Annotated in this window: 18 protein-coding genes; 11 read left to right on the top strand and 7 right to left on the bottom strand. The window is 38.4% G+C overall.

Going from position 1 to position 20771, the window contains the following annotated elements:
• Positions 1-3 precede the first annotated feature (3 nt).
• The 5 genes from LZZ90_RS04090 (at position 4) to LZZ90_RS04070 (ending at position 5383) form a co-directional block, all read left to right on the top strand.
• The gene (locus LZZ90_RS04090; RefSeq protein ID WP_237789416.1) at positions 4-1362 is read left to right on the top strand and encodes an MBL fold metallo-hydrolase; all 1359 of its coding nucleotides are present in this window, start codon (positions 4-6) and stop codon (positions 1360-1362) included.
• Positions 1363-1421: 59 nt separating this feature from the next.
• Complete coding sequence (locus tag LZZ90_RS04085; RefSeq protein ID WP_237789415.1) at positions 1422-1853, top strand: hypothetical protein; 432 nt, start codon at positions 1422-1424, stop codon at positions 1851-1853.
• A 63-nt stretch (positions 1854-1916) separates the two neighbouring features.
• Entirely contained in the window at positions 1917-4157 is a 2241-nt protein-coding gene (locus LZZ90_RS04080; protein ID WP_237789414.1) for a TonB-dependent receptor, read from the top strand.
• Between the two features lie 22 nt (positions 4158-4179).
• The gene (locus LZZ90_RS04075; RefSeq protein WP_237789413.1) at positions 4180-4521 is read left to right on the top strand and encodes a heavy-metal-associated domain-containing protein; all 342 of its coding nucleotides are present in this window, start codon (positions 4180-4182) and stop codon (positions 4519-4521) included.
• A 94-nt stretch (positions 4522-4615) separates the two neighbouring features.
• Positions 4616-5383 (top strand): DUF2490 domain-containing protein, encoded by a 768-nt coding sequence (locus tag LZZ90_RS04070; protein ID WP_255702314.1) that lies wholly within the window; start codon positions 4616-4618, stop codon positions 5381-5383.
• 56 nt (positions 5384-5439) lie between these two features.
• On the opposite strand, the gene groL is transcribed toward LZZ90_RS04070, so the two are convergent.
• The 7 genes from groL to miaB form a co-directional block, all read right to left on the bottom strand.
• Entirely contained in the window at positions 5440-7071 is a 1632-nt protein-coding gene (gene groL, locus LZZ90_RS04065) for a chaperonin GroEL (RefSeq protein ID WP_237789411.1), read from the bottom strand.
• An 11-nt stretch (positions 7072-7082) separates the two neighbouring features.
• Positions 7083-7358, bottom strand: coding sequence for a co-chaperone GroES (gene groES, locus LZZ90_RS04060; RefSeq protein WP_237789410.1), 276 nt, complete (start codon positions 7356-7358; stop codon positions 7083-7085).
• A gap of 139 nt (positions 7359-7497) precedes the next feature.
• The gene (secG, locus tag LZZ90_RS04055; RefSeq protein ID WP_237789409.1) at positions 7498-7875 is read right to left on the bottom strand and encodes a preprotein translocase subunit SecG; all 378 of its coding nucleotides are present in this window, start codon (positions 7873-7875) and stop codon (positions 7498-7500) included.
• Positions 7876-7887: 12 nt separating this feature from the next.
• Complete coding sequence (locus LZZ90_RS04050; protein WP_237789408.1) at positions 7888-8790, bottom strand: tetratricopeptide repeat protein; 903 nt, start codon at positions 8788-8790, stop codon at positions 7888-7890.
• Positions 8791-8819: 29 nt separating this feature from the next.
• Entirely contained in the window at positions 8820-9323 is a 504-nt protein-coding gene (locus LZZ90_RS04045; protein WP_237789407.1) for an LptE family protein, read from the bottom strand.
• A 22-nt stretch (positions 9324-9345) separates the two neighbouring features.
• Positions 9346-10608, bottom strand: coding sequence for a sigma 54-interacting transcriptional regulator (locus LZZ90_RS04040; protein ID WP_237789406.1), 1263 nt, complete (start codon positions 10606-10608; stop codon positions 9346-9348).
• A 44-nt stretch (positions 10609-10652) separates the two neighbouring features.
• A complete protein-coding gene (gene miaB / locus LZZ90_RS04035) occupies positions 10653-12104 on the bottom strand; it encodes a tRNA (N6-isopentenyl adenosine(37)-C2)-methylthiotransferase MiaB (RefSeq protein WP_237789405.1) in 1452 nt (483 codons plus the stop codon).
• A gap of 214 nt (positions 12105-12318) precedes the next feature.
• On the opposite strand from miaB, the gene topA reads away from it, so the two are divergent.
• The 6 genes from topA to gldN all read left to right on the top strand — a co-directional run bounded on the left by topA (position 12319) and on the right by gldN (position 20766).
• Positions 12319-14820 carry a type I DNA topoisomerase gene (gene topA, locus LZZ90_RS04030; RefSeq protein WP_237789404.1) on the top strand — a complete coding sequence of 834 codons (2502 nt, stop codon included), beginning with the start codon at positions 12319-12321 and terminating at the stop codon, positions 14818-14820.
• Positions 14821-14822: 2 nt separating this feature from the next.
• Complete coding sequence (locus tag LZZ90_RS04025) at positions 14823-15971, top strand: formimidoylglutamase (RefSeq protein ID WP_237789403.1); 1149 nt, start codon at positions 14823-14825, stop codon at positions 15969-15971.
• A gap of 142 nt (positions 15972-16113) precedes the next feature.
• Positions 16114-17520 (top strand): gliding motility lipoprotein GldK, encoded by a 1407-nt coding sequence (gene gldK, locus LZZ90_RS04020; protein ID WP_237789402.1) that lies wholly within the window; start codon positions 16114-16116, stop codon positions 17518-17520.
• Between the two features lie 58 nt (positions 17521-17578).
• Positions 17579-18217 carry a gliding motility protein GldL gene (gene gldL / locus LZZ90_RS04015; RefSeq protein WP_237789401.1) on the top strand — a complete coding sequence of 213 codons (639 nt, stop codon included), beginning with the start codon at positions 17579-17581 and terminating at the stop codon, positions 18215-18217.
• Positions 18218-18259: 42 nt separating this feature from the next.
• Complete coding sequence (gene gldM, locus LZZ90_RS04010; RefSeq protein ID WP_237789400.1) at positions 18260-19801, top strand: gliding motility protein GldM; 1542 nt, start codon at positions 18260-18262, stop codon at positions 19799-19801.
• Positions 19802-19851: 50 nt separating this feature from the next.
• The gene (gene gldN / locus LZZ90_RS04005; protein ID WP_237789399.1) at positions 19852-20766 is read left to right on the top strand and encodes a gliding motility protein GldN; all 915 of its coding nucleotides are present in this window, start codon (positions 19852-19854) and stop codon (positions 20764-20766) included.
• Positions 20767-20771 lie beyond the last annotated feature (5 nt).

The following is a 20771-nucleotide window of genomic DNA, read 5'->3' as shown; positions in this document are numbered from 1 at the left end:
ACCATGAAAATACAATTTTTAGGTGCTGCGGGAACGGTAACCGGTTCCAAAACTTTAGTTGAATCGGGTGGTATTCGTATTTTGATTGATTGCGGATTGTTTCAAGGCGGTCACGAATTGCGGCAACAAAACTGGGAACCGCTTCCGGTGTTGCCTTCCACGATTGATTTTGTGTTGCTTACCCACGGACATTTGGATCATTGTGGCTGGTTGCCGATTTTGGTAAACCAAGGATTTGAAGGAAAGATTTATTGTACGAGCCCTTCCAAAGCGATCACTCAATTGATTCTGATGGACAGCGCTAAAATTCAGGAAGAAGAAGCCGAACGCGCCAACAAAGAGCATTATTCCAAACACAATCCTGCTGAACCTTTGTATACGGTGGAAGAAGCCGAAAAAGTGCTTCCGTATTTCAGAGTGATTCAAAAAGATCAGGAATTTAATTTGGATGCTGAAATCACCGCTCGATATTTTTACGCCGGTCATATTTTGGGAGCTTGTTCCATTGAACTGACTCTCGAAGGCAAGAAACTGGTTTTCTCCGGAGACATCGGTCGCGATAATGATGATTTGCTTTTTCCGGCCATAAAACCCAAACAAGCCGATTATGTATTTCTGGAATCCACCTACGGTAATAAGCTTCATCCGGATAACGATCCTAAAGAAGAATTGGCCGAATACATAAACGAAGCTTTTGAAAAAGGCGGCAATGTGGTGATTCCGAGTTTTGCGGTCGAACGGGCGCAGGCAGTCATGTACTTGATCTGGCAACTAAAAAAAGAAGGTAGAATTCCGGATATGCCTTATATAATCGATACGCCGATGGGGATTGAGATGCTTCAGCTTTTTACGGAAAACCGACAATGGCACAAACTCCGTATCGACCAATGTGAGGAAATGTGTAAAATATTCTCAATGATTACGGAATACGAAGATACCATTGCGGCTATTTACGACGATCAGCCTAAAGTAGTAATCGCAGCCAGCGGAATGTTAACCGGCGGGAGGGTGTTGAGTTATCTCGAACGTTATATAGTTAGACCGGAAACAACTGTTGTAATTGTGGGGTATCAAGCGGAAGGAACACGAGGTAGAAAACTGCTCGAGGGCGAAAAAGAATTGAAAATTTATGGAAAATACTATCCAGTGGAAGCGAAAATTGTCGAAATCGAGGGGCTTTCTGCGCATGGCGATCAAAAGGATTTGTTGGAGTGGTTGTCGGAATTAGAGCAAAAACCGGAGACGGTTTTTCTGGTTCACGGGGAAACGGAAGCTTTGAGAACCTTGAAAAATGTGATTGAGGAAAAGTATCAGTTACGTTGTGAAATTCCTTATCAACAACAAGAGGTGGAAATCAATTAACAGTATTTTTGGTTTTGATTTAAGAAAAAGCTTTATTTTTGACTCGTTTTTTATAAAAGATGAAAATAAATAAGCACATAAGTTTTGTACTGGCGATGCTGATATTGGTTTCCAATGTTGGTTTGGCCTTTAATGTGCATTATTGCGGTGGTGAACTGGCCGGTGTTTCATTGGATTATAAGAAATACGAACCCTGTGTGGAGCAGAAAGTAGAGCAAGAAGATACTTGTTGTGCTACTTCTAACGAACACGACAGTTGTTGTTCAAACGATAAAATCGACCTAAAAAAATCGATTTCCGACGAAGTAATCGTAAAAAGTTTTCAGCTTGATTTAGCCGCTTTTACGTTTATCGATGCTTGGAAACCAATTGCATTTGAAGCAATCGAACACGTTGAAGTTAAAGGTGACGCTCCGTCATTTTATTGTTGGAGCAATGCGCCGCCGCTCTACAAACTCTATTGCCAGTATATTTTCTACGACCAGTTTTAATGTTTTTTCCAACTCTGAATCACTTCGGAGTGAACTTCTATTGAAAACATTAAAACAAAAATCATGTATAAATATTTTATGTTTTTTCTTGTGTTGATGGCTCAGGTTGCATCAGCTCAGGAAAAAGTGTCGGGAACCGTAACCGACGAAAAAAACAACCCATTACTGGGTGCAACAGTACAATGGAACGATTCTACTGTAGGGACAACTACCAACGATAAAGGGTATTTTGAATTACCCATGAATCCGGGCAGTCACCAAATCACGATCAGTTATGTAGGGTATGAAAGCCAAATGGTGATGGTGCATGAATCTAAAACCATCACGGTTCAGTTAAAGGCGGCTAAAGCTTTGGAAGGAGTTGTGGTGAACGCTAAGCGCAATTCTCTTCAACGTTCTTATGTGAAAACACTCAATACACAAACCATGAGCAGTAAAGAATTGCTGAAAGCGGCTTGTTGTAATCTTTCCGAGAGTTTTGAAACCAATCCGTCCATCGACGTAAATTTTTCCGATGCCATTTCCGGAAGCAAGCAAATTAAGATGCTAGGACTAACCAGTCCTTATATTTTAATAGCGGAAGAAAATATTCCTTCGGTTCGCGGAGCATCTCAAGCTTACGGTTTGTCGTTCATTCCGGGAACTTGGGTGGAAAGCATTCAGATTACAAAAGGCGCGGGAAGTGTGGTAAACGGCTACGAAAGCATTTCCGGGCAAATCAATACCGAACTGATCAAGCCGGCTAACGATATTCCTTTTTATTTGAATGCTTATGGTTCGACGGACAGCCGTTTTGAGCTCAACACACATTTCAACAAAAAAATAACGGATAAGTTAAGCAGCAGTTTATTTGTGCACGGAAATACACGTGTTTCTAAAAACGATATGAACAATGACGGTTTTTTAGACAATCCGCTTGGGAAACAGATCAATGTAATGAACCGTTGGCAGTATAATAATCTGGAAAAAGGCTGGGTGAGTTTTCTGAACGTTCGTTATATGAAAGACGAAAAGCAAACCGGTCAGAAAGACTTCGATAAAGACCGAGATAAATTGACGACCAATCATTGGGGTTCGGAAATTAATACCGATAAATTGGAAATGTCTTCGAAAATTGGGTTTGTGTTTCCGGATACACCCTGGAAAAGTATCGGTTTTCAAAATTCCTTCAATTATCATAAGCAGGAATCGTATTTCGGCTTGAACCAGTACAACATCCAACAGAACAGTTTTTATTCGAACCTTATTTACAACTCGATTATCAGCAATACTTTAAATAAATTCGCAACCGGTTTGAATTTTACTTCCGACGATTATAACGAATTTGTAAAGGTTGGACTTCCGGTAGATGTTAGTCGTCGCGATAATTCGGTTGGGGCATTCTTCGAATATACTTACGATAATACCACTAATTTTAGTTTGGTTGCTGGAGGACGTTTTGATTTGCACAACCGCTTAGGCGCTTTTTTTACTCCGAGAATCCACGTACGTTATAATCCTTGGGAAAAAGCGGTGATTAGAGCTTCGGTGGGTCGAGGAAAACGCAGTGCGAACATCTTTGCCGAAAACCAGAATCTTTTTGCGACTTCAAGAGCTTTTTCGGTGTTAAATAGTGATGGGAAAATTTATGGTTTGGATCCGGAGATTGCCTGGAATTACGGTTTGAGCTTTTCGCAGAGTTTTCAGTTGTTCGGGAAAAAATCGGAAATCGCTTTTGATTATTACCGTACCGATTTTCAGAATCAGGCCGTTGTGGATTTGGATTACAGCCCGCAGCAGGTGGTGTTTCATAATTTAGACGGAAAATCGTTTGCCAATAGTTTACAGATTGATTTCAATGTAGATTTGATGACGCATTTAACTGTTCGTACCGCTTATAAATTCTACGATATCCGTACAGATTATTTAAGTGGAACTTTGGAGCGACCGTTGCAGGCGAAACACCGTTTCTTTACCAATTTGGCTTACGAAACGCACATCAAAGAAAAAGGTCAGCAATGGAAATTCGATTTTACCTACAATTGGATGGGAAAACAGCGTTTGCCTAACACGAATTCCAATCCGGAGCCGTATCGTTTAAAAGAGTTCTCGAATCCTTTTTCAGTGATGAATACGCAAATTACAAGAACTTTTTCAAGTTTTTTTGAAGCATACGTAGGAGGGGAGAATATTGGAAATTACAAACAAAAAAATGCTATCTTGGGGTCTAACGATCCGTTTGGTCCGTATTTTGATAGTTCAATGATCTATGCACCAGTTTTCGGGCAGATGTATTATGCGGGCATCCGTTATAAAATTAAATAACCAACTTTAAAATCAATATAAAATGAGAAAAATAATAATAGTGCTGTTAGTTTCCCTTTTCGGATTTGCAGTTCAGGCACAAGAAAAAAAGAACAAAAACGCTAAAGTCGATGTTGAGGTAAAAGGCAACTGCGAAATGTGTAAAAAGCGCATTGAAAAAGCAGCGTATTCTGTTCCTGGAGTGAAATCTGCAGTGTGGCATTCGGATGATCAAATGTTGCATTTGGTGTATAACGAGCAGAAATGTTCTTCCACAGATGTATCCAAAGCAATTGCAAAAGCAGGTCACGATACTAAAGAGGTAAAAGCAACCGAAGCCGAGTACAACAGTCTTCACGGGTGTTGCCAGTACGATAGAAATTAGAATGTTAAATCCGTCTTAAAGGCGGATTTTTTTATGGTGGTTTCTTCGGTCGAGGATATTTTTGTAAAAGTGATAATCTCTTAAATCAATAGTGATGTTGTATAAGCCTAATTTTTTAGTTCTTTTACTCTGCGTTCTTTCAGTGTTTTCTCTTAATGCACAAGCTGTCAAAAGCCAAAATAATGATGTTTGGTTTCATTATGTAGGCAAAAATAAGTTGAACGAAAAATTGTCCCTTACTTTTGAAGCGACGATGCGTTATGCTGACGGTTTCTCAGAAAAACAGCAGTGGTTTGTGCGCCCTTCGATAGAGTATCAGTTTACAAAAAAGTTTGCGGGTAGTATTGGTTACAGCCATTACAATACCTATTCTTATGGGGATCCGGCGATGAATAAGACCGATATTCCGGAAGATCATGTCTGGATTCAGGGAACTTATATCCACAATTCCGGTGATTTTAAACTCACCCACCGCTTGCGCGACGAAAATCGATTTGTGGGAATTGCTAAATACGATGCTGTTTCCGCGGATTATGAAATCGATCGTTACGAGTACAGAAATCGTCTTCGTTATATGTTTTTGGTAAACTATCCTTTGTTGAAAAAAGACAATCAAACGAAGTTGTCCGGGTTTTTAGGAGATGAAATGTTCTTAAATATTGGTTCGAATGCCGGAAAGACGTTGTTTAACCAAAATCGTGTTATTGCCGGTCTTGGTTACAATTTCAATTCGCAGCACCAGTTACAGTTGTCTTATATTCATCAAAATATCTGGAATTATGGAAATACAATTCAGGAAAGTAATCCAACGGTTCGAATTTCGTACCTAACCACTTTCGACTGGTATAAAAAGAAAGTGTAAAAGAAAACCCCGAAAGTTACTTTCGGGGTTTTTTCGTTGTATATAGTTTGATGAAATTACATCATTCCCGGCATTCCACCGCCCATTGGCATTCCGCCTCCGGCATTTTCTTCTTTAATTTCCACTAAAGCGCATTCCGTAGTTAAAATCATTCCTGAAACTGAAGCCGCGTTTTCTAAAGCTACACGGGTTACTTTTTTCGGATCGATAACTCCTGCTTTTAGCATGTCTACATATTCGTCAGTCTTAGCATTGTATCCGAAGTTGTCTTTTCCTTCCGAAACTTTAGCAACAACTACTGAACCTTCTAAGCCTGCGTTTTCAACGATAGTTCTTAAAGGCGCTTCTACGGCACGAGCCACAATTTGAATTCCGGTTGCCTCGTCAGCATTATCCGCTTTTACTTTGTCAAGTACTTTTTTAGCTCTTAATAACGCGACACCACCTCCGGCAACGATTCCTTCTTCAACGGCAGCTCTTGTTGCGTGTAAAGCGTCGTCTACGCGGTCTTTTTTCTCTTTCATTTCTACTTCAGAAGCAGCGCCAACGTAAAGAACAGCTACTCCACCAGCCAATTTAGCTAGGCGTTCCTGTAATTTTTCGCGGTCGTAATCGGAAGTTGTAGATTCCATCTGAGCTTTGATTTGGTTTACACGGTTTTTGATTAAATCCGCTTCACCGGCTCCGTTTACGATGGTTGTATTGTCTTTGTCGATGGTTACTTTTTCAGAAGTTCCCAACATTTCCAACGTTGCGTTTTCTAGGTTGTATCCGCTTTCTTCAGAAATAACGATTCCACCGGTTAGGATTGCGATATCTTCCAACATGGCTTTTCTTCGGTCTCCGAACCCTGGGGCTTTTACCGCTGCGATTTTCAACGCACCACGTAATTTATTGACTACTAGTGTTGATAAGGCTTCTCCATCAACATCTTCAGCGATGATCAATAATGGTTTCCCTGATTGTGCTACCGGTTCTAAAATTGGAAGTAATTCTTTTAATGAAGATACTTTTTTGTCGTATAGTAAAATGTAAGGGCGCTCTAATTCCACTTCCATTTTCTCCGTATTGGTTACGAAGTATGGTGATAAATATCCTCTGTCGAATTGCATTCCTTCTACCACATCAACGTAAGTATCCGTTCCTTTTGCTTCTTCCACAGTGATTACTCCTTCTTTGCCTACTTTTCCAAAAGCAGTTGCGATCAAATCTCCAATTACATCATCATTGTTGGCAGAAATCGAAGCTACTTGTTTGATTTTGTCGGTAGACGAACCTACTTCTTTGGCTTGTTTTCCTAAATCGGTAACGATGGCTTCAACAGCTTTGTCGATTCCGCGTTTTAAATCCATTGGATTAGCACCTGCAGCAACGTTTTTCAAGCCTTCTTTAACGATGGCTTGTGCTAAAACGGTTGCAGTGGTTGTTCCGTCACCGGCTAAATCGTTGGTTTTGGAAGCCACTTCTTTTACCATTTGCGCGCCCATATTTTCCAGAGCGTCTTTCAATTCTACTTCTTTTGCAACAGAAACCCCGTCTTTAGTAACGGTTGGCGCTCCGAAAGATTTAGAGATGATTACATTACGTCCTTTAGGGCCTAAAGTTACTTTTACAGCATTGGCCAATGCGTCCACACCGCGTTTTAAACCATCGCGTGCTTCAATGTCGAATTTAATATCTTTTGCCATTTTTGTTTGTTTTAGATAATTGCAAGGATGTCGTCCTCACGCATGATTAAATAATCTTTTCCTTCAAATTTCAAATCGGTACCGGCATATTTTCCGTAAAGAACCGTATCGCCAACTTTAACCGTCATGGTGTGGTCTTTAGTGCCGTTTCCAACAGCTACAACTGTTCCTTTTTGCGGTTTTTCTTTAGCAGTATCAGGAATGATAATTCCCGAAGCGGTTTGTGTTTCTGCAGCAGCAGGTTCCACAAGAACACGGTCTGAAAGAGGTTTGATTTTTAATGCCATAATTATATGCTTTATGTTATTATTAATTTGATGTCTTGTTTTTTTTCAGAAATTATGCCAAGACCTTTAAACTGACAAATTTACTAAATAAAAATGCCAGCACTGACAGGCTGGCATTTTAAAAAGCTAATGCTTGTTGTTATTTTTTTGCTTCTTCCGTTGCAGCAGGTTGTGCCGCATCAGTTGTAGCTGGAGTTTCTTTTTTAGCATCAGTTGCTGCTGGAGCCGGAGCTGTTGTTGGAGCCGGAGCTGCAGCAGAATTGTCGATTAATTTAGAACCATTGTCGCTTAAAGTTCCTGTGAAGCTTAAGCTTGATAATAAGATTAAGGCAATTAGTGTACCTGCTAAAGTCCAAGTGCTCTTGTCTAAGAAATCATTTGTTTTCTGTACACCACCCATCATTTGTGATCCACCGATAGAAGAAGATAAACCGCCTCCTTTAGGGTTTTGTACCATAACTACTACTACAAGTAAAAAACATACGATTGTGATTAACACTAAAAAAATTGAAAACATATTCTTAAATCTTTAATTATTATTTTGCTGTAAAAGTCTAATATCCGAAATTCGGTCTGCAAAGAAACTACTTTTTTCTGGATATTTCAAAATTAAAATTTCATAAGCTTGTATGGCTTTCTGATATTTTTTTTGCTCAAGATATACTTTGGCTAAAGTTTCGGTCATCAAGTAAGTGTTGTCTTGAGTAGATTTCTCAATATTAATAGGGGTTACCGGAGCATTTTTTACCGGAACAATTTTAGGATTGCTCTCTATGAATTTATCAATCAAATCAATTTTTTTCTGTTTTTCCTGATCGATTTCCGGCTCAATTGGTTTGTTTTCACGATCAATCGGGCTGAATTTTGCCAATTGCAGCCATTCCTGGAATGAGTGTTTTTCCTCTTTTGAAAATTCAAGCGGTTTGCCAATTTCAAGTTTTTCTTCAATCGTTGGAATGTTCTCGGAAGTAAAAACGGGTTCGTCTTTAATTTCGATAGGTTTAGCAATTGGTTTTTCCTCTTCTGTGGGAATTTCGGGTTCCGCAATTTGAATGGAAGAAAGAATGGATTGTTCCAAAGGGTTTATTTTCGGCTGTACTTCGATTTTATCCGAAACTACAATTTTGTACTGATTGACAATGATGTCATTGATCGCAGCTTCTTTTTCCTCTAAAAAGGATTGCTGAATTGAGGTAAAACCTTCCGATGTGATGAATTCGAAAAGAACGCTACGGTCGGTTGTGTAGGCCGCGGTTTTTTTCAATTCCTGATTGTAACGAAAACTGTTCTGGTTGAAAAGTCCTTTCAGGTGCAATGCTCTTGCGGCCTGAAAATAAGGAAATTCCATTAAAACTGTTTCCAGTTCAATGGTTTGCTTCCCGTTTATTGAATCAGGTTTGTTAATCAGGTATGTCAAATCAGTTACGTTCAAATTGATCGGTTTAATTTACAAAATACTGTTTACCATTTGGCTAACGAAGCATTGAAAATATCTTGAGTGATTCTGGTAAATATCTCGTCTAAAGCATCGGTAAGTCTTGAGCCAACAAGCTGTTCCGATCCGGAAAAGTCATGGTAGAACGAAAAGCGTTTCTCGAAGTCGTCTTCCGGTTTGTTTCTGTTGGAAAAACGAACATTTACGGTTATTGACAAGCGGTTTTGTGCTGCTTGTTGATCGGCAGTAGCGGTCATTGGCGTAATGCGGTAATCGGTAATTTCGCCTTCGTAAACCAAATCACCACCCGAATTAGTTAAGTTCAGATTGGTCTGGTTTTGAAGGATTTTTTGCAATTCAAGGGTAAAGGTTCGTTCAATTCCCGGTTCGATAAGCGCGGCGTTATTTTGAAAGTAATTTACCTGAAAGGTTTTTGCATTAACCGGTTTTGCTCCCGTAAAATTATAGTACGAACAGCTGTTTAAGCTAACGAAAACCAATAAGGCAAGAAGGTATTTTATGTGTTTCATCTGATTTTAAAATCCAAATATACTATAAATCAAATTGTTTTATCTTTCTGTAAAGTGTTCTTTCGGAAATTCCCAATTCGTCCGCTGCGGCTTTTCGTTTTCCTTTGTTGCGCTCCAAGGCTTTTTTAATGAGTTCGATTTCTTTTTCGTCTAAACGAAGTGAGTCTTCCTCTTCAACGGTTTCTGCAAAAAGATAATTCTGATCGTCTTCATCTTCAAATTCTTCCTGAAGGTGCTCTTGGTTTTGAACCGGAATTGCATTTAGCGAAGGTTCTTCAAAAGGAATTTCAGTTTCTTCTTTTTGGCCGTAAATGCGCTGGATCAGATTTTTGTTGGTTTCCTGAACATTTTTGATGTTGCCGCTTTGCATTAAATCCAGCGTCAGTTTTTTCAAGTCGTTCAAATCACTCTTCATATCGAAAAGGATTTTGTAGAGGATTTCCCTTTCAGAACTGAAATCACTTTCCGTTTTTTTACCAATTACGGAAGGTAAATTAGTACCTTCTAAAGGTAAATAGGAGGCTAAAGTGTTGAGGGAGATATCGCGGTTGGTTTCCAAAACTGAGATTTGTTCGGCTACGTTGCGCAACTGACGGATGTTTCCGCTCCAACGGTATTTTATAAGGTACTCAACGGCATTGTCCTCCAGTTTGATTGGGGGCATTTTGTATTTGTGGGCAAAATCAGAAGCAAATTTTCGAAACAGTAAATGAATGTCATCTTTTCTGTCGCGAAGTGGAGGTAATCCGATTTCAACCGTACTTAAACGATAGTACAAATCTTCACGGAATTTTCCTTTTTCAATTGCCTCCTGCATTTGGACGTTGGTGGCTGCCACAATGCGTACGTTGGTTTTTTGAACTTGAGAGGAACCTACTTTGATGAATTCTCCGTTTTCCAAAACACGCAGTAAGCGTACTTGAGTGGTTAGTGGTAATTCTCCAACTTCATCTAAGAAAATCGTTCCGCCATCGGCTACTTCAAAATAACCCTCGCGAGTGGAAGTGGCTCCGGTAAACGATCCTTTTTCATGTCCGAACAATTCACTGTCTATGGTTCCTTCCGGAATCGCTCCACAGTTTACAGCAATGTATTTTCCGTGTTTTCTGTGGGAAAGCGAATGAATGATTTTCGGAATACTTTCTTTACCAACACCACTTTCTCCCGTTACCAATACGGAAATATCGGTAGGGGCCACTTGAATGGCTTTTTCAATGGCGCGGTTGAGTTTTGCATCGTTTCCGATGATCTCAAAACGTTGTTTTATGGCTTGAACAGATTCCATTATATCTTATGAACTTACTTTATAAGTTCTGTTTGTTTAGTGATTTAGCTTTGCATTTCGGTCGCATATCCTATAGCTTCACCTATAAGAGTTGCCGAAGTACAATCGCTGATTTTTACCAAGACGAAATCGCCCGGTTTGTAATTTTCTTTAGGGAAAACCGCTACCGTATTTTGAGAGTTTCTTCCGCTCCAGTGTGCATCGGAACGTTTGGATTCTTTTTCAACCAAAATTTCAACGGTTTGTCCGATAAAACGCTGCGCGCGCTCTAAAGATGTTTTTTGTTGCAAATCAATGATTTCATTCAAACGGCGTTTCTTTACTTCTTCCGGAACATCATCTTCCATTTTTCGAGCGGCCAAAGTACCTGGTCTTTCCGAGTAAGCAAACATGAATCCGAAATCGTATTTCACATGCTTCATCAAACTTAAAGTATCCTGGTGGTCTTCTTCTGTTTCAGTAGGAAAACCGGAAATCATATCTTGTGACAAGGAAATATCCGGAATGATTTCGTAAATTTTATCAACAAGCGCCATGTACTCTTCGCGGGTGTGCTGGCGGTTCATTTCTTTTAAAATTCTTGTGCTTCCCGATTGTACCGGTAAGTGGATGTATTTACAGATGTTGTGGTGTTTAGCCATTACTTCAATCACTTCCACATGCATGTCTTGCGGGTTAGAAGTCGAGAAACGAAAACGCATTTTTGGAAACTGAGTTGCGCAAGTGTCTAACAACTGAGCGAAATCTACTGCGGTTGCCTTTTGCATTTCGGTTGCTTTTTCGAAATCTTTTTTCAAACCGCCACCGTACCAAAGGTAACTGTCTACATTTTGCCCTAATAAGGTGATTTCTTTAAAACCTCGGTTCCATAAATCCTGAATTTCCTCTAAAATAGATTGCGGATCACGGCTGCGCTCACGTCCGCGTGTAAAAGGAACCACGCAAAATGTACACATATTATCACAACCACGAGTGATGGAAACAAATGCGGTTACTCCGTTACTTTGTAAACGAACAGGAGAAATATCACCATACGTTTCGTCTTTGGATAGAATTACATTGATGGCATCACGGCCTTCATCCACATCTTTTAAAAGATTCGGAATGTCTTTGTAGGCATCTGGTCCAACAACCATGTCCACGATTTTTTCTTCCTCAAGGAACTTACTTTTCAAACGTTCAGCCATACAGCCTAAAACGCCAACTTTCATTCCGGGATTGATTTTTTTAATCGCGTTATATTGCTCCAAACGTTTACGAACGGTCTGTTCTGCTTTATCGCGAATGGAACAAGTATTTACCAATACCAAATCAGCTTCTTCAAGATTCTGAGTAGTGTTGTATCCTTCATTCGCCAAAATGGAAGCCACGATCTCGCTGTCGGAGAAATTCATCTGACAGCCGTAGCTCTCAATGAAAAGCTTTTTTTGGTTTTCCGTTTTCTGTTCCATTACAAGGCTGGTACCTTGCTTGTTTTCTTCGATAATCTTTTCCATAAATCACTTCAAAGTGTAAAAATCAGTTCGCAAAGATAATACTAAATTTGACTTTATGACAAGATGGCAGATTTGTTTAACATTTTGATTGCAATTTTCTACCTATATATTATATAGGTATATTTTCCACTTGTCGGTAAAATTGACTTTTAAAATTAACAAAAACGCAATATTTAAAAAATTCCTATACTTTTGCGGTTCAAATAAAGAGTAAATGGCAAAGAATTTAGTAATCGTTGAGTCGCCGGCAAAGGCAAAAACCATCGAGAAATTCCTGGGGAAAGAATATCAGGTAGAATCCAGTTATGGACATATTGCGGATCTTCCGTCTAAGGAAATCGGAGTGGATGTGAATAATAATTTCAAACCGAAATATGAAGTTTCCTCCGATAAAAAAGCGTTGGTAAAAAAACTTAAGGATTTGTCTAAATCGGCCGAAACCGTTTGGTTGGCTTCCGATGAAGACCGCGAGGGAGAGGCTATTGCATGGCACTTGGCGGAAGAGTTGAAACTGGATCAGAGCAAGACCAAACGAATTGTTTTTCATGAGATTACTAAAACGGCTATTCAGAAAGCAATTGAAAATCCGCGTGGAATCGATTATAATTTAGTAAATGCCCAACAGGCACGAAGAGTATTAGACCGTTTAGTAGGTTATGAACTGTCACCAGTGCTTTGGAAAAAAGTAAAAGGAGGATTGTCTGCCGGACGAGTACAATCGGTTTCGGTTCGTTTGATTGTAGAACGCGAACGAGAAATTCAGAATTTCAAAGCAGAAGCATCTTATAGTGTAACTGCGGAATTTACCAACGAAGCCGGTAAAAGCTTCAAAGCTAAATTGCCTAAAAACTTTGCAACCCAAAAAGAAGCGGAAAATTTCTTAAAACAAAATATAGGTTCTATATATAAGGTGTCGGATTTAGAGACCAAACCGACAAAAAAATCTCCTGCAGCACCATTTACCACGTCAACCTTACAGCAGGAAGCAGCGCGTAAGTTGTATTTCCCGGTAGGTGTTACGATGATGATGGCCCAGCGTTTGTACGAAGCGGGATTAATCACCTATATGAGAACGGATAGCGTGAACCTTTCCAACGAAGCGATGGCGGCTGCAGAAGCGGAAATCATCAAATCTTATGGTAAAGAATTCAGTAAACCTAGAAATTACGCTACCAAATCTAAAGGGGCACAAGAGGCGCACGAGGCAATTCGTCCAACGGATATGTCGCGTCATTCGGTGGATATTGATCGTGATCAGGCGCGTTTGTATGATTTGATCTGGAAAAGAACCTTGGCTTCCCAAATGAGCGATGCGCAATTGGAGCGCACCAATGTGAAAATCGAAGCAAATAATCATAAAGAACTTTTTGCTGCAACAGGTGAAGTAATCAAGTTTGAAGGATTCTTAAAAGTGTATCTGGAAGGACATGATGACGAAGAAGAGGAACAAGAAGGGATGTTGCCAGCTTTAAAAGTAAACGAGAAGCTTGCTAATAACTATATTACGGCAACGGAACGTTTTACGAGACCCGCTGCTCGTTATACCGAAGCAGCTTTGGTTAAGAAATTGGAGGAATTAGGAATTGGACGCCCGTCTACCTATGCGCCAACCATTTCGACCATCATCAATAGAAATTATGTAGAAAAAGGAAACTTTGAAGGGCAGGAGCGTAAGTATCAAATGCTTACTTTGAAGAATTCGGAAATAAAAGCACAGGAGCTGAAAGAAAATGTTGGTTCCGATAAAGGGAAATTGGTTCCGACCGATATTGGAATCATTGTTAATGATTTCCTTGTGAAAAACTTCGAAACGATTTTGGATTACAATTTCACTGCTAAAGTAGAGCAGGATTTTGACGAAATCGCCGAAGGAAATATTGAATGGGCGAAAATGATGAACGATTTTTACAATCATTTCCATCCAATTGTCTCTAAGGTTGAAACTACTGCTGAAAGAGAAACCGGAGAACGTATTTTGGGAGTAGATCCGAAATCGGGAAAACAAGTTTCTGTTCGTTTAGGGAAATTCGGACCGATGGCTCAGATTGGAGACATCGATGAGGAAAACAAGCAATTTGCAAGTTTACGTCCGGAACAGAATATTGGAAGCATCACTTTAGAAGAAGCACTAAATTTATTCTTGCTTCCAAAAATATTAGGTACTTATAAAGGAGAAGAAGTGGAAGTGAACAACGGACGTTTTGGTCCCTATGTTCGTTTTGGTAAAACGTTTATTTCATTACCAAAAGGGGAAGAACCTCTGGATGTGACTTTTGAACGTGCGGCAGAACTTATTCAGGAAAAAGAACAAGCCGACGCACCGATCGCTGTGTATAAAGGGATGGAAGTTCAAAAAGGTGTGGGACGTTTTGGTCCGTTCATTAAATGGAACAGCATTTTTATCAACGTAAGTAAAAAATACAATTTCGATAATTTATCACAATCCGACATCACGGAATTAATTGAAGATAAATTGCAAAAAGACATCGATAAGGTGATTCATAATTGGGAAGACGAAGGAATTCGTGTGGAAAAAGCACGTTGGGGTCGTTCGGTAATTCTGAAAGGAAAAATCAAAATCGAATTAAGTAAAGACGTTGATGCAGCAAAAATGACCTTAGAGCAAGTGAAAGAACTTATCGAGAAAAAAGCGCCTGCAAAAAAAACGGCAGCCAAAAAAACTACAGCTAAAAAAACGACCACTAAAAAGAAATAAGCATGGCATTTGATTTTTTTCAGCCTTTAGAAGAAGAGTTTTTGCACTTTGTTCAGGGTTTGAGTAATCAGACTTTGGGTAAGAAAGTTGTTTTTCATACTCCGACGGAATTTCCAAATATTGAAAGAGCAACTATTGCAATTATTGGGGTTTTGGAAAATCGTGGTTTTGGTGAAGATAAGTATGATACCGATCTTACGCACATTCGCAAGGAATTCTACAGTATGTTTCCGGGTAACTGGGAGGCGCAAATTGTTGATTTGGGAAATATTGTGGCGGGAAACGCCCTTGAAGATACGTATTATGTTCTGAAGAATGCGGTGGCTCACTTGGTTAAAAATAAAGTGATTCCTGTTGTTATTGGAGGTTCACAGGATTTGACTTATGCCATGTACCGTGCATATGATCAATTGGAGCAGATGGTTAACGTGGTGGCTATCGATAGTAAGTTTGATTTTGCAAAGGAAACGGGAGTTCCGGCAGATTCGTTTCTTTCTAAAATGATTGTGGAAGAGCCAAACAATTTGTTTAATTACAGTAATATAGGATTTCAAACGTATTTCAATTCGCAGGAAGAAATTGATTTGATTGAAAAATTATATTTTGACGCCTATCGATTAGGAGAGGTTTGTAGTAATCCTGCCATTTCAGAGCCTGTTTTTCGAGATGCAGACTTGGTTTCTGTGGATTTAACTTCAGTAAAATCAAGTGATTCAGGAAATTTTTCAAATTTTATTCCAAATGGATTCAACGGAAAAGAAATTTGTGTACTTTCGCGCTATTCAGGAATTAGTGATAAAGTTACTTCATTTGGAATTTTTAATCATAACAATTCAAAAGCTGAATCCATGTTGGTGGCTCAGGTGATTTGGTACTTTATAGAAGGGTTTCATTACCGTTCAAAAGAGTATCCTTTCGGAGTTAAAGAGGATTATTTAAAATACATTGTACCGTTGGAGGATGAAGAGTTGATCTTCTATAAAAGCGATAAAACGGAACGTTGGTGGATAGAAATACCTTTTTTAACGAATCTTAACAATAAATTAAGAAGAAGTACGTTATTGCCTTGTACCTATGATGATTATTTAGCAGCCAGTAATCAGGAAATTCCTGAGCGTTGGTGGAAGGCACAAAAGAAAAATTTAATATAAAGAGTTTAGAATAGCGATAAATCTATATAATTTGTAACAATTTGATTTTTTTAAGTTTTTTTTAGGAAAAAAATTGTTTTTTAGAAAATAAATAAATAGGTTTACGCCCTTAAATATGTAAATATAATTAACCCAGATTTATATGAAGAAGTTCATAGCGTTTACAGCACTTGTATCATTATTCTTTAGTAGTTGTCACAAGAACGACAGAGGTGAACTAGTAGGAGTGAAAGGAAGAAAATGGCATCCAGAGAAGCCATATGGTATGACTTTGATTCCTGGTGGTGCATTCATTATGGGTAAGTCAGACGATGATTTAGCTAATATTGCCGATGCTCCAACAAAAACTGTTACAGTGCGTTCATTTTATATGGATGAAACAGAGATTACAAACAGTGAATACCGTCAGTTTGTGGAATGGGTGAAAGATTCCATTACTAGAACAAGACTTGCTATTCTTGCTGATGAACAAGATATAAAACCAAATGACGGAAAAGGTGGGAAAAAAGGTGGAAGTATTGGAGATTTTGCTTTCAAAGATCAGGATACAACTAAGATGTCTGCATATGATAAATATATGTATGAGAACTATTATAGTGTAGGTACTTCTGATGATCCTTATGCTGGAAGACGTTTAAACAGAAAGCCGAAATTGCATAATGATGTTCAGAAATATCCGGATGAGCATTATGTAGAGGTGATGGATTCTTTGTACTTGCCTGCTAGTGAGTCGTACAATGGTTTGAGAACTTTTGATGTTTCTAAATTGAAATTCCGTTACTCTTGGATGGATATTCAGGCTGCAGCTAAAGATAAAACTGTAGGAAGTAGCAGAACAAAAAGAAGTAAATTTATCAAGAATGAAAGCATTCAAATTTATCCTGATACAACAGTTTGGATTAAAGACTTTGCTTATTCATACAATGAGCCTATGCACAATGATTATTTCTGGCACCAAGCTTATGGGGATTATCCTGTAGTGGGAGTGTCTTGGAAACAAGCAAAAGCATTTTGTGCTTGGAGAACTTTAAATAAGAACTCTTATATTAAAAAGAAAAAAGGTAGAGATCAGGTGAACTCGTTCCGTTTGCCAACTGAGGCTGAGTGGGAATATGCTGCAAGAGGTGGTCTGGAGTCAGGTACTTATCCATGGGGAGGTCCTTATGCTAAAAACGACAGAGGTTGTTTCTTGGCGAACTTTAAGCCAAATCGTGGAGACTATGCTGCGGATGGTGCATTATATACAGTGGAGGCTAAGTCTTACGAGCCTAATGAGTATCATTTGTACAACATGGCGGGTAACGTAGCGGAGTGGACTGATTCTTCTTATGATCCGGCAGCTTACGAATACGTTTCAACAATGAACCCTAACGTGCCGGACTTGTCTAACCAGAGAAAAGTTACTCGTGGTGGATCTTGGAAAGATGTTGCATATTTCTTACAGGTAAGTACTCGTGATTATGAGTATGCAGATTCTGCAAGATCTTACATCGGATTTAGAACTGTTCAGGATTACATGGGAACAAGCAATACAAAAAACCAAAAATAATTTAGAAATTAACCAATCATTTTTTTATATTAACTTAACTAACTAAAATTTATTTATTATGGCATTACTTCCTAAAAAAGTTATGAATTTCGCTTACGGTATGGGAGCGGCAGTGGTAATCGTTGGAGCATTATTTAAATTGATGCACTGGCCAGGAGCTGGAACGATGTTGGTAGTTGGTCTTTTGACTGAAGCGGCAATCTTTGCTTTGTCAGCATTCGATCCTGTTGAAAAAGAATTAGATTGGACTTTGGTTTATCCAGAACTTGCGGGTGGGGAAGTAACAAAAAGAGAGTCTAAAAAAGCTGAAAACCCTACAGAAGCACAAGGTTTATTGTCTCAAAAATTAGACAATATGTTGAAAGAGGCTAAAATTGACGGTGAGTTAATGGCTAGCTTAGGGAACAGTATTAAAAATTTCGAAGGTGCTGCTAAAAACATGGCTCCAACTGTAGATGCTATCGCTTCTCAGAAGAAATATGCTGAAGAAATGGGAATGGCTGCGACTCAATTAGAAACTTTAAACGGTATGTATAAAGTTCAGTTGGAGAGTGCTACTCGTAACGCTGAAATCAACAAAGAAGTTGCTGAAAACAACTTGAAATTGAAAGATCAAATGCAATCATTGACTGCAAACTTATCTTCATTAAATAATGTATATGGCGGAATGCTTTCTGCAATGAGTAACAGAGGCTAATTAGTTTCAAATTATTAATCTTTTAAAAACTAGTTAGAAGAAATGGCAGGAGGAAAATTAACCCCTAGACAGAAGATGATTAACCTAATGTACTTGGTTTTCATCGCGATGTTGGCATTAAATATGTCAAAAGAAGTATTAACTGCTTTTGGTAATTTCAACGATAAATTTGATGAGTCAAATAAATTAACTGAGCAATCAAATGAAAGTTTATTGGCTGCACTAAATACTAAAGCTAGCGATGAGCCTGCTAAGTATGGTGAGTCTGCGGCAAAAGCTGCAGAGGTTGCGAAAATCTCTAAAGAGTTTACTGCTTTTTTAGAATCAGTAAAAGCAGAAGTTACAGAAGGTATTGAAGTTGATGAGAAAACTGGAAAATTACCTTTTGAAGCAATGGATAAATCAACCATTGATGAGAAATGGTTTCAAGGAGACGGTTATAGTCCAAGAGGAACTGAAATTGTTTCTAAAATTGACAAATATGTAGCTGATTTGAAAAAAGTTCTTGGTTCTGATGTAAAGTACATTCCTTTTATTCAAGAAATTGAGAAGAAATTTTCAACAGCTGATATCACTAATAGAGAAGGTGTTAAAGTAAAATACCTAGATTACAAAACTAAAGGGTTTCCTGCAGTGTCAACTTTAACATTGTTTACAGCATTACAAAATGATGTAAAAAACACTGAAGCTGGAGCTTACAATTTATTCTTAGGAAATGCATTGAAATCTGCAGCTTCTATGAAAAATTTCCAAGCTATAGTTGTGTTAGAGAAAAATGCTTATTTTCAAGGTGAGCAGGTAAAAGGTAAAGTTGTTTTAGGTCGTTATGATGCGAACACAAAACCAACATCTTTTAAAGGTCCTGGTAAAATTGAAAACGGTCAGGCAGTTATCTCTATGACAGCTGGAGGAGTTGGTGAGCAAAATATTACAGGACAATTTGGTTTCTTAGAAGATGGAAAAGAAATTCCATTAAAATTCGAAGGAAAATATGTAGTTGTACCTCGTCCAAACTCAGCGAACATTTCTGCTGATAAAATGAATGTGGTTTACAGAGGTTTACCAAACCCTATGACGGTTTCTTTTGCTGGTATCGCAGAGGATAAAGTAACTGCTTCTGCTCCTGGTTTAACATCTTCAGGAAAAGGAAAGTATAACTTAAACCCTGGTTCAGGTACTGAAGTAACTGTAACTGCTACTGGTAAGTTGCCAGATGGTAAGACAGTTTCTGATAAGAAAGTATTCCGTATTAAAAATATTCCTCCACCAGTTGGAAGAATCGCTGGAGAAACTGGTTCTGCTAAAGGTAGTAAATCAAGATTGGAAGTTGCTCAGGTTACTGCAATCTTACCAGATTTCTTATATGACTTGTCTTTCCAAGTTACACAGTTTACATTTAAAGTTTCTGGACAACCTACAGTAGTAGTAAATGGAGACAGAGTTAATGCTCAATGTAAAGCTGCAATGGCGAAAGCAGGAAGAGGTGATGCTATTATTATCTCTGACATCAAAACTAAGATTATTGGTGTGTCAGCAAATGTTGTTACTGGAAAATGTGCTCCTGTAACATACGAAATTCAATAATAATTTAAGTAGCAATAAAAAAGTAGCTTAAATAACTTTAATTTTTGAACATGAAATTGAGAAATTTTTTAGTAGTATTTTTTGCAGTAGCAGGAAGCTATGCTTCATTTGCTCAGTCAAATCTTTTAAACGCTAAGACTCCAGAGGAGATTGGTAAAAAGACTGCAGCGCAAATGAATGCGGACAATGATAAGCCATTACCGTATGGTTATGTTCATGACCGTGATGTATTAATGGGTAAGACAACTTGCGAGATCATCGATCTTGATGAGCGTGTAAATTTCCCTTTATATTTTCCAGTTGATACTGCTAATATTGGTAAAGAGCGTCGTTCTTTGTTTGATGTTCTTTTAAAAGGTATTAAAACAGGAAAAATCACGGAAGTTTATACTGACGAGTATTTCAATACCAAAAAGACATTAAAAGACATGGCCTTTACATTTAAGTTTGTAGATACTACTCAGGCTGGTGTTGATGAGATTAATACTTACTATGACGATTATAAAAGCGGAAAGAAAAAACTTGATGCTCAATATATAAACGTTAAAGAATTAGGTGCTCAAGATATCTCTGGTTATAAAATTAAAGGATATTGGTATTTCGATAAACGCCAAGGAGAATTAAAGTACAGAATGTTGGGTATTTGTCCAATCTCACCTGAGGCAAAATATGCTGGTGAGGACAATGCCGACGTAATTGACTTGTTCTGGATTTATTTCCCTTCAATTAGAGATGTTTTGCATGAGGCGAAAGCTTTTAATGATAAAAATTCTGCTATGCCGTTTACTTTTGATCACTTGTTAAATGCACGTCGTTTTAATGGTGTGATTTACAGAGAAGAAAATGTATACGGAGATAGAACTATTGAAGAGTATATGAAAGATAATTCTCAAATGCAACTTTTAGAATCTGAAAGAGTAAAAGAGAAAATTCGTAACTTCGAACAGGATATGTGGAATTACTAATTCTT

This window comes from Flavobacterium sp. SM15, from assembly GCF_022012335.1.
Taxonomy (GTDB): domain Bacteria; phylum Bacteroidota; class Bacteroidia; order Flavobacteriales; family Flavobacteriaceae; genus Flavobacterium.
Note: the sequence above shows the minus strand (reverse complement) of the source record. Positions and strands in the feature narration are given on the sequence as shown.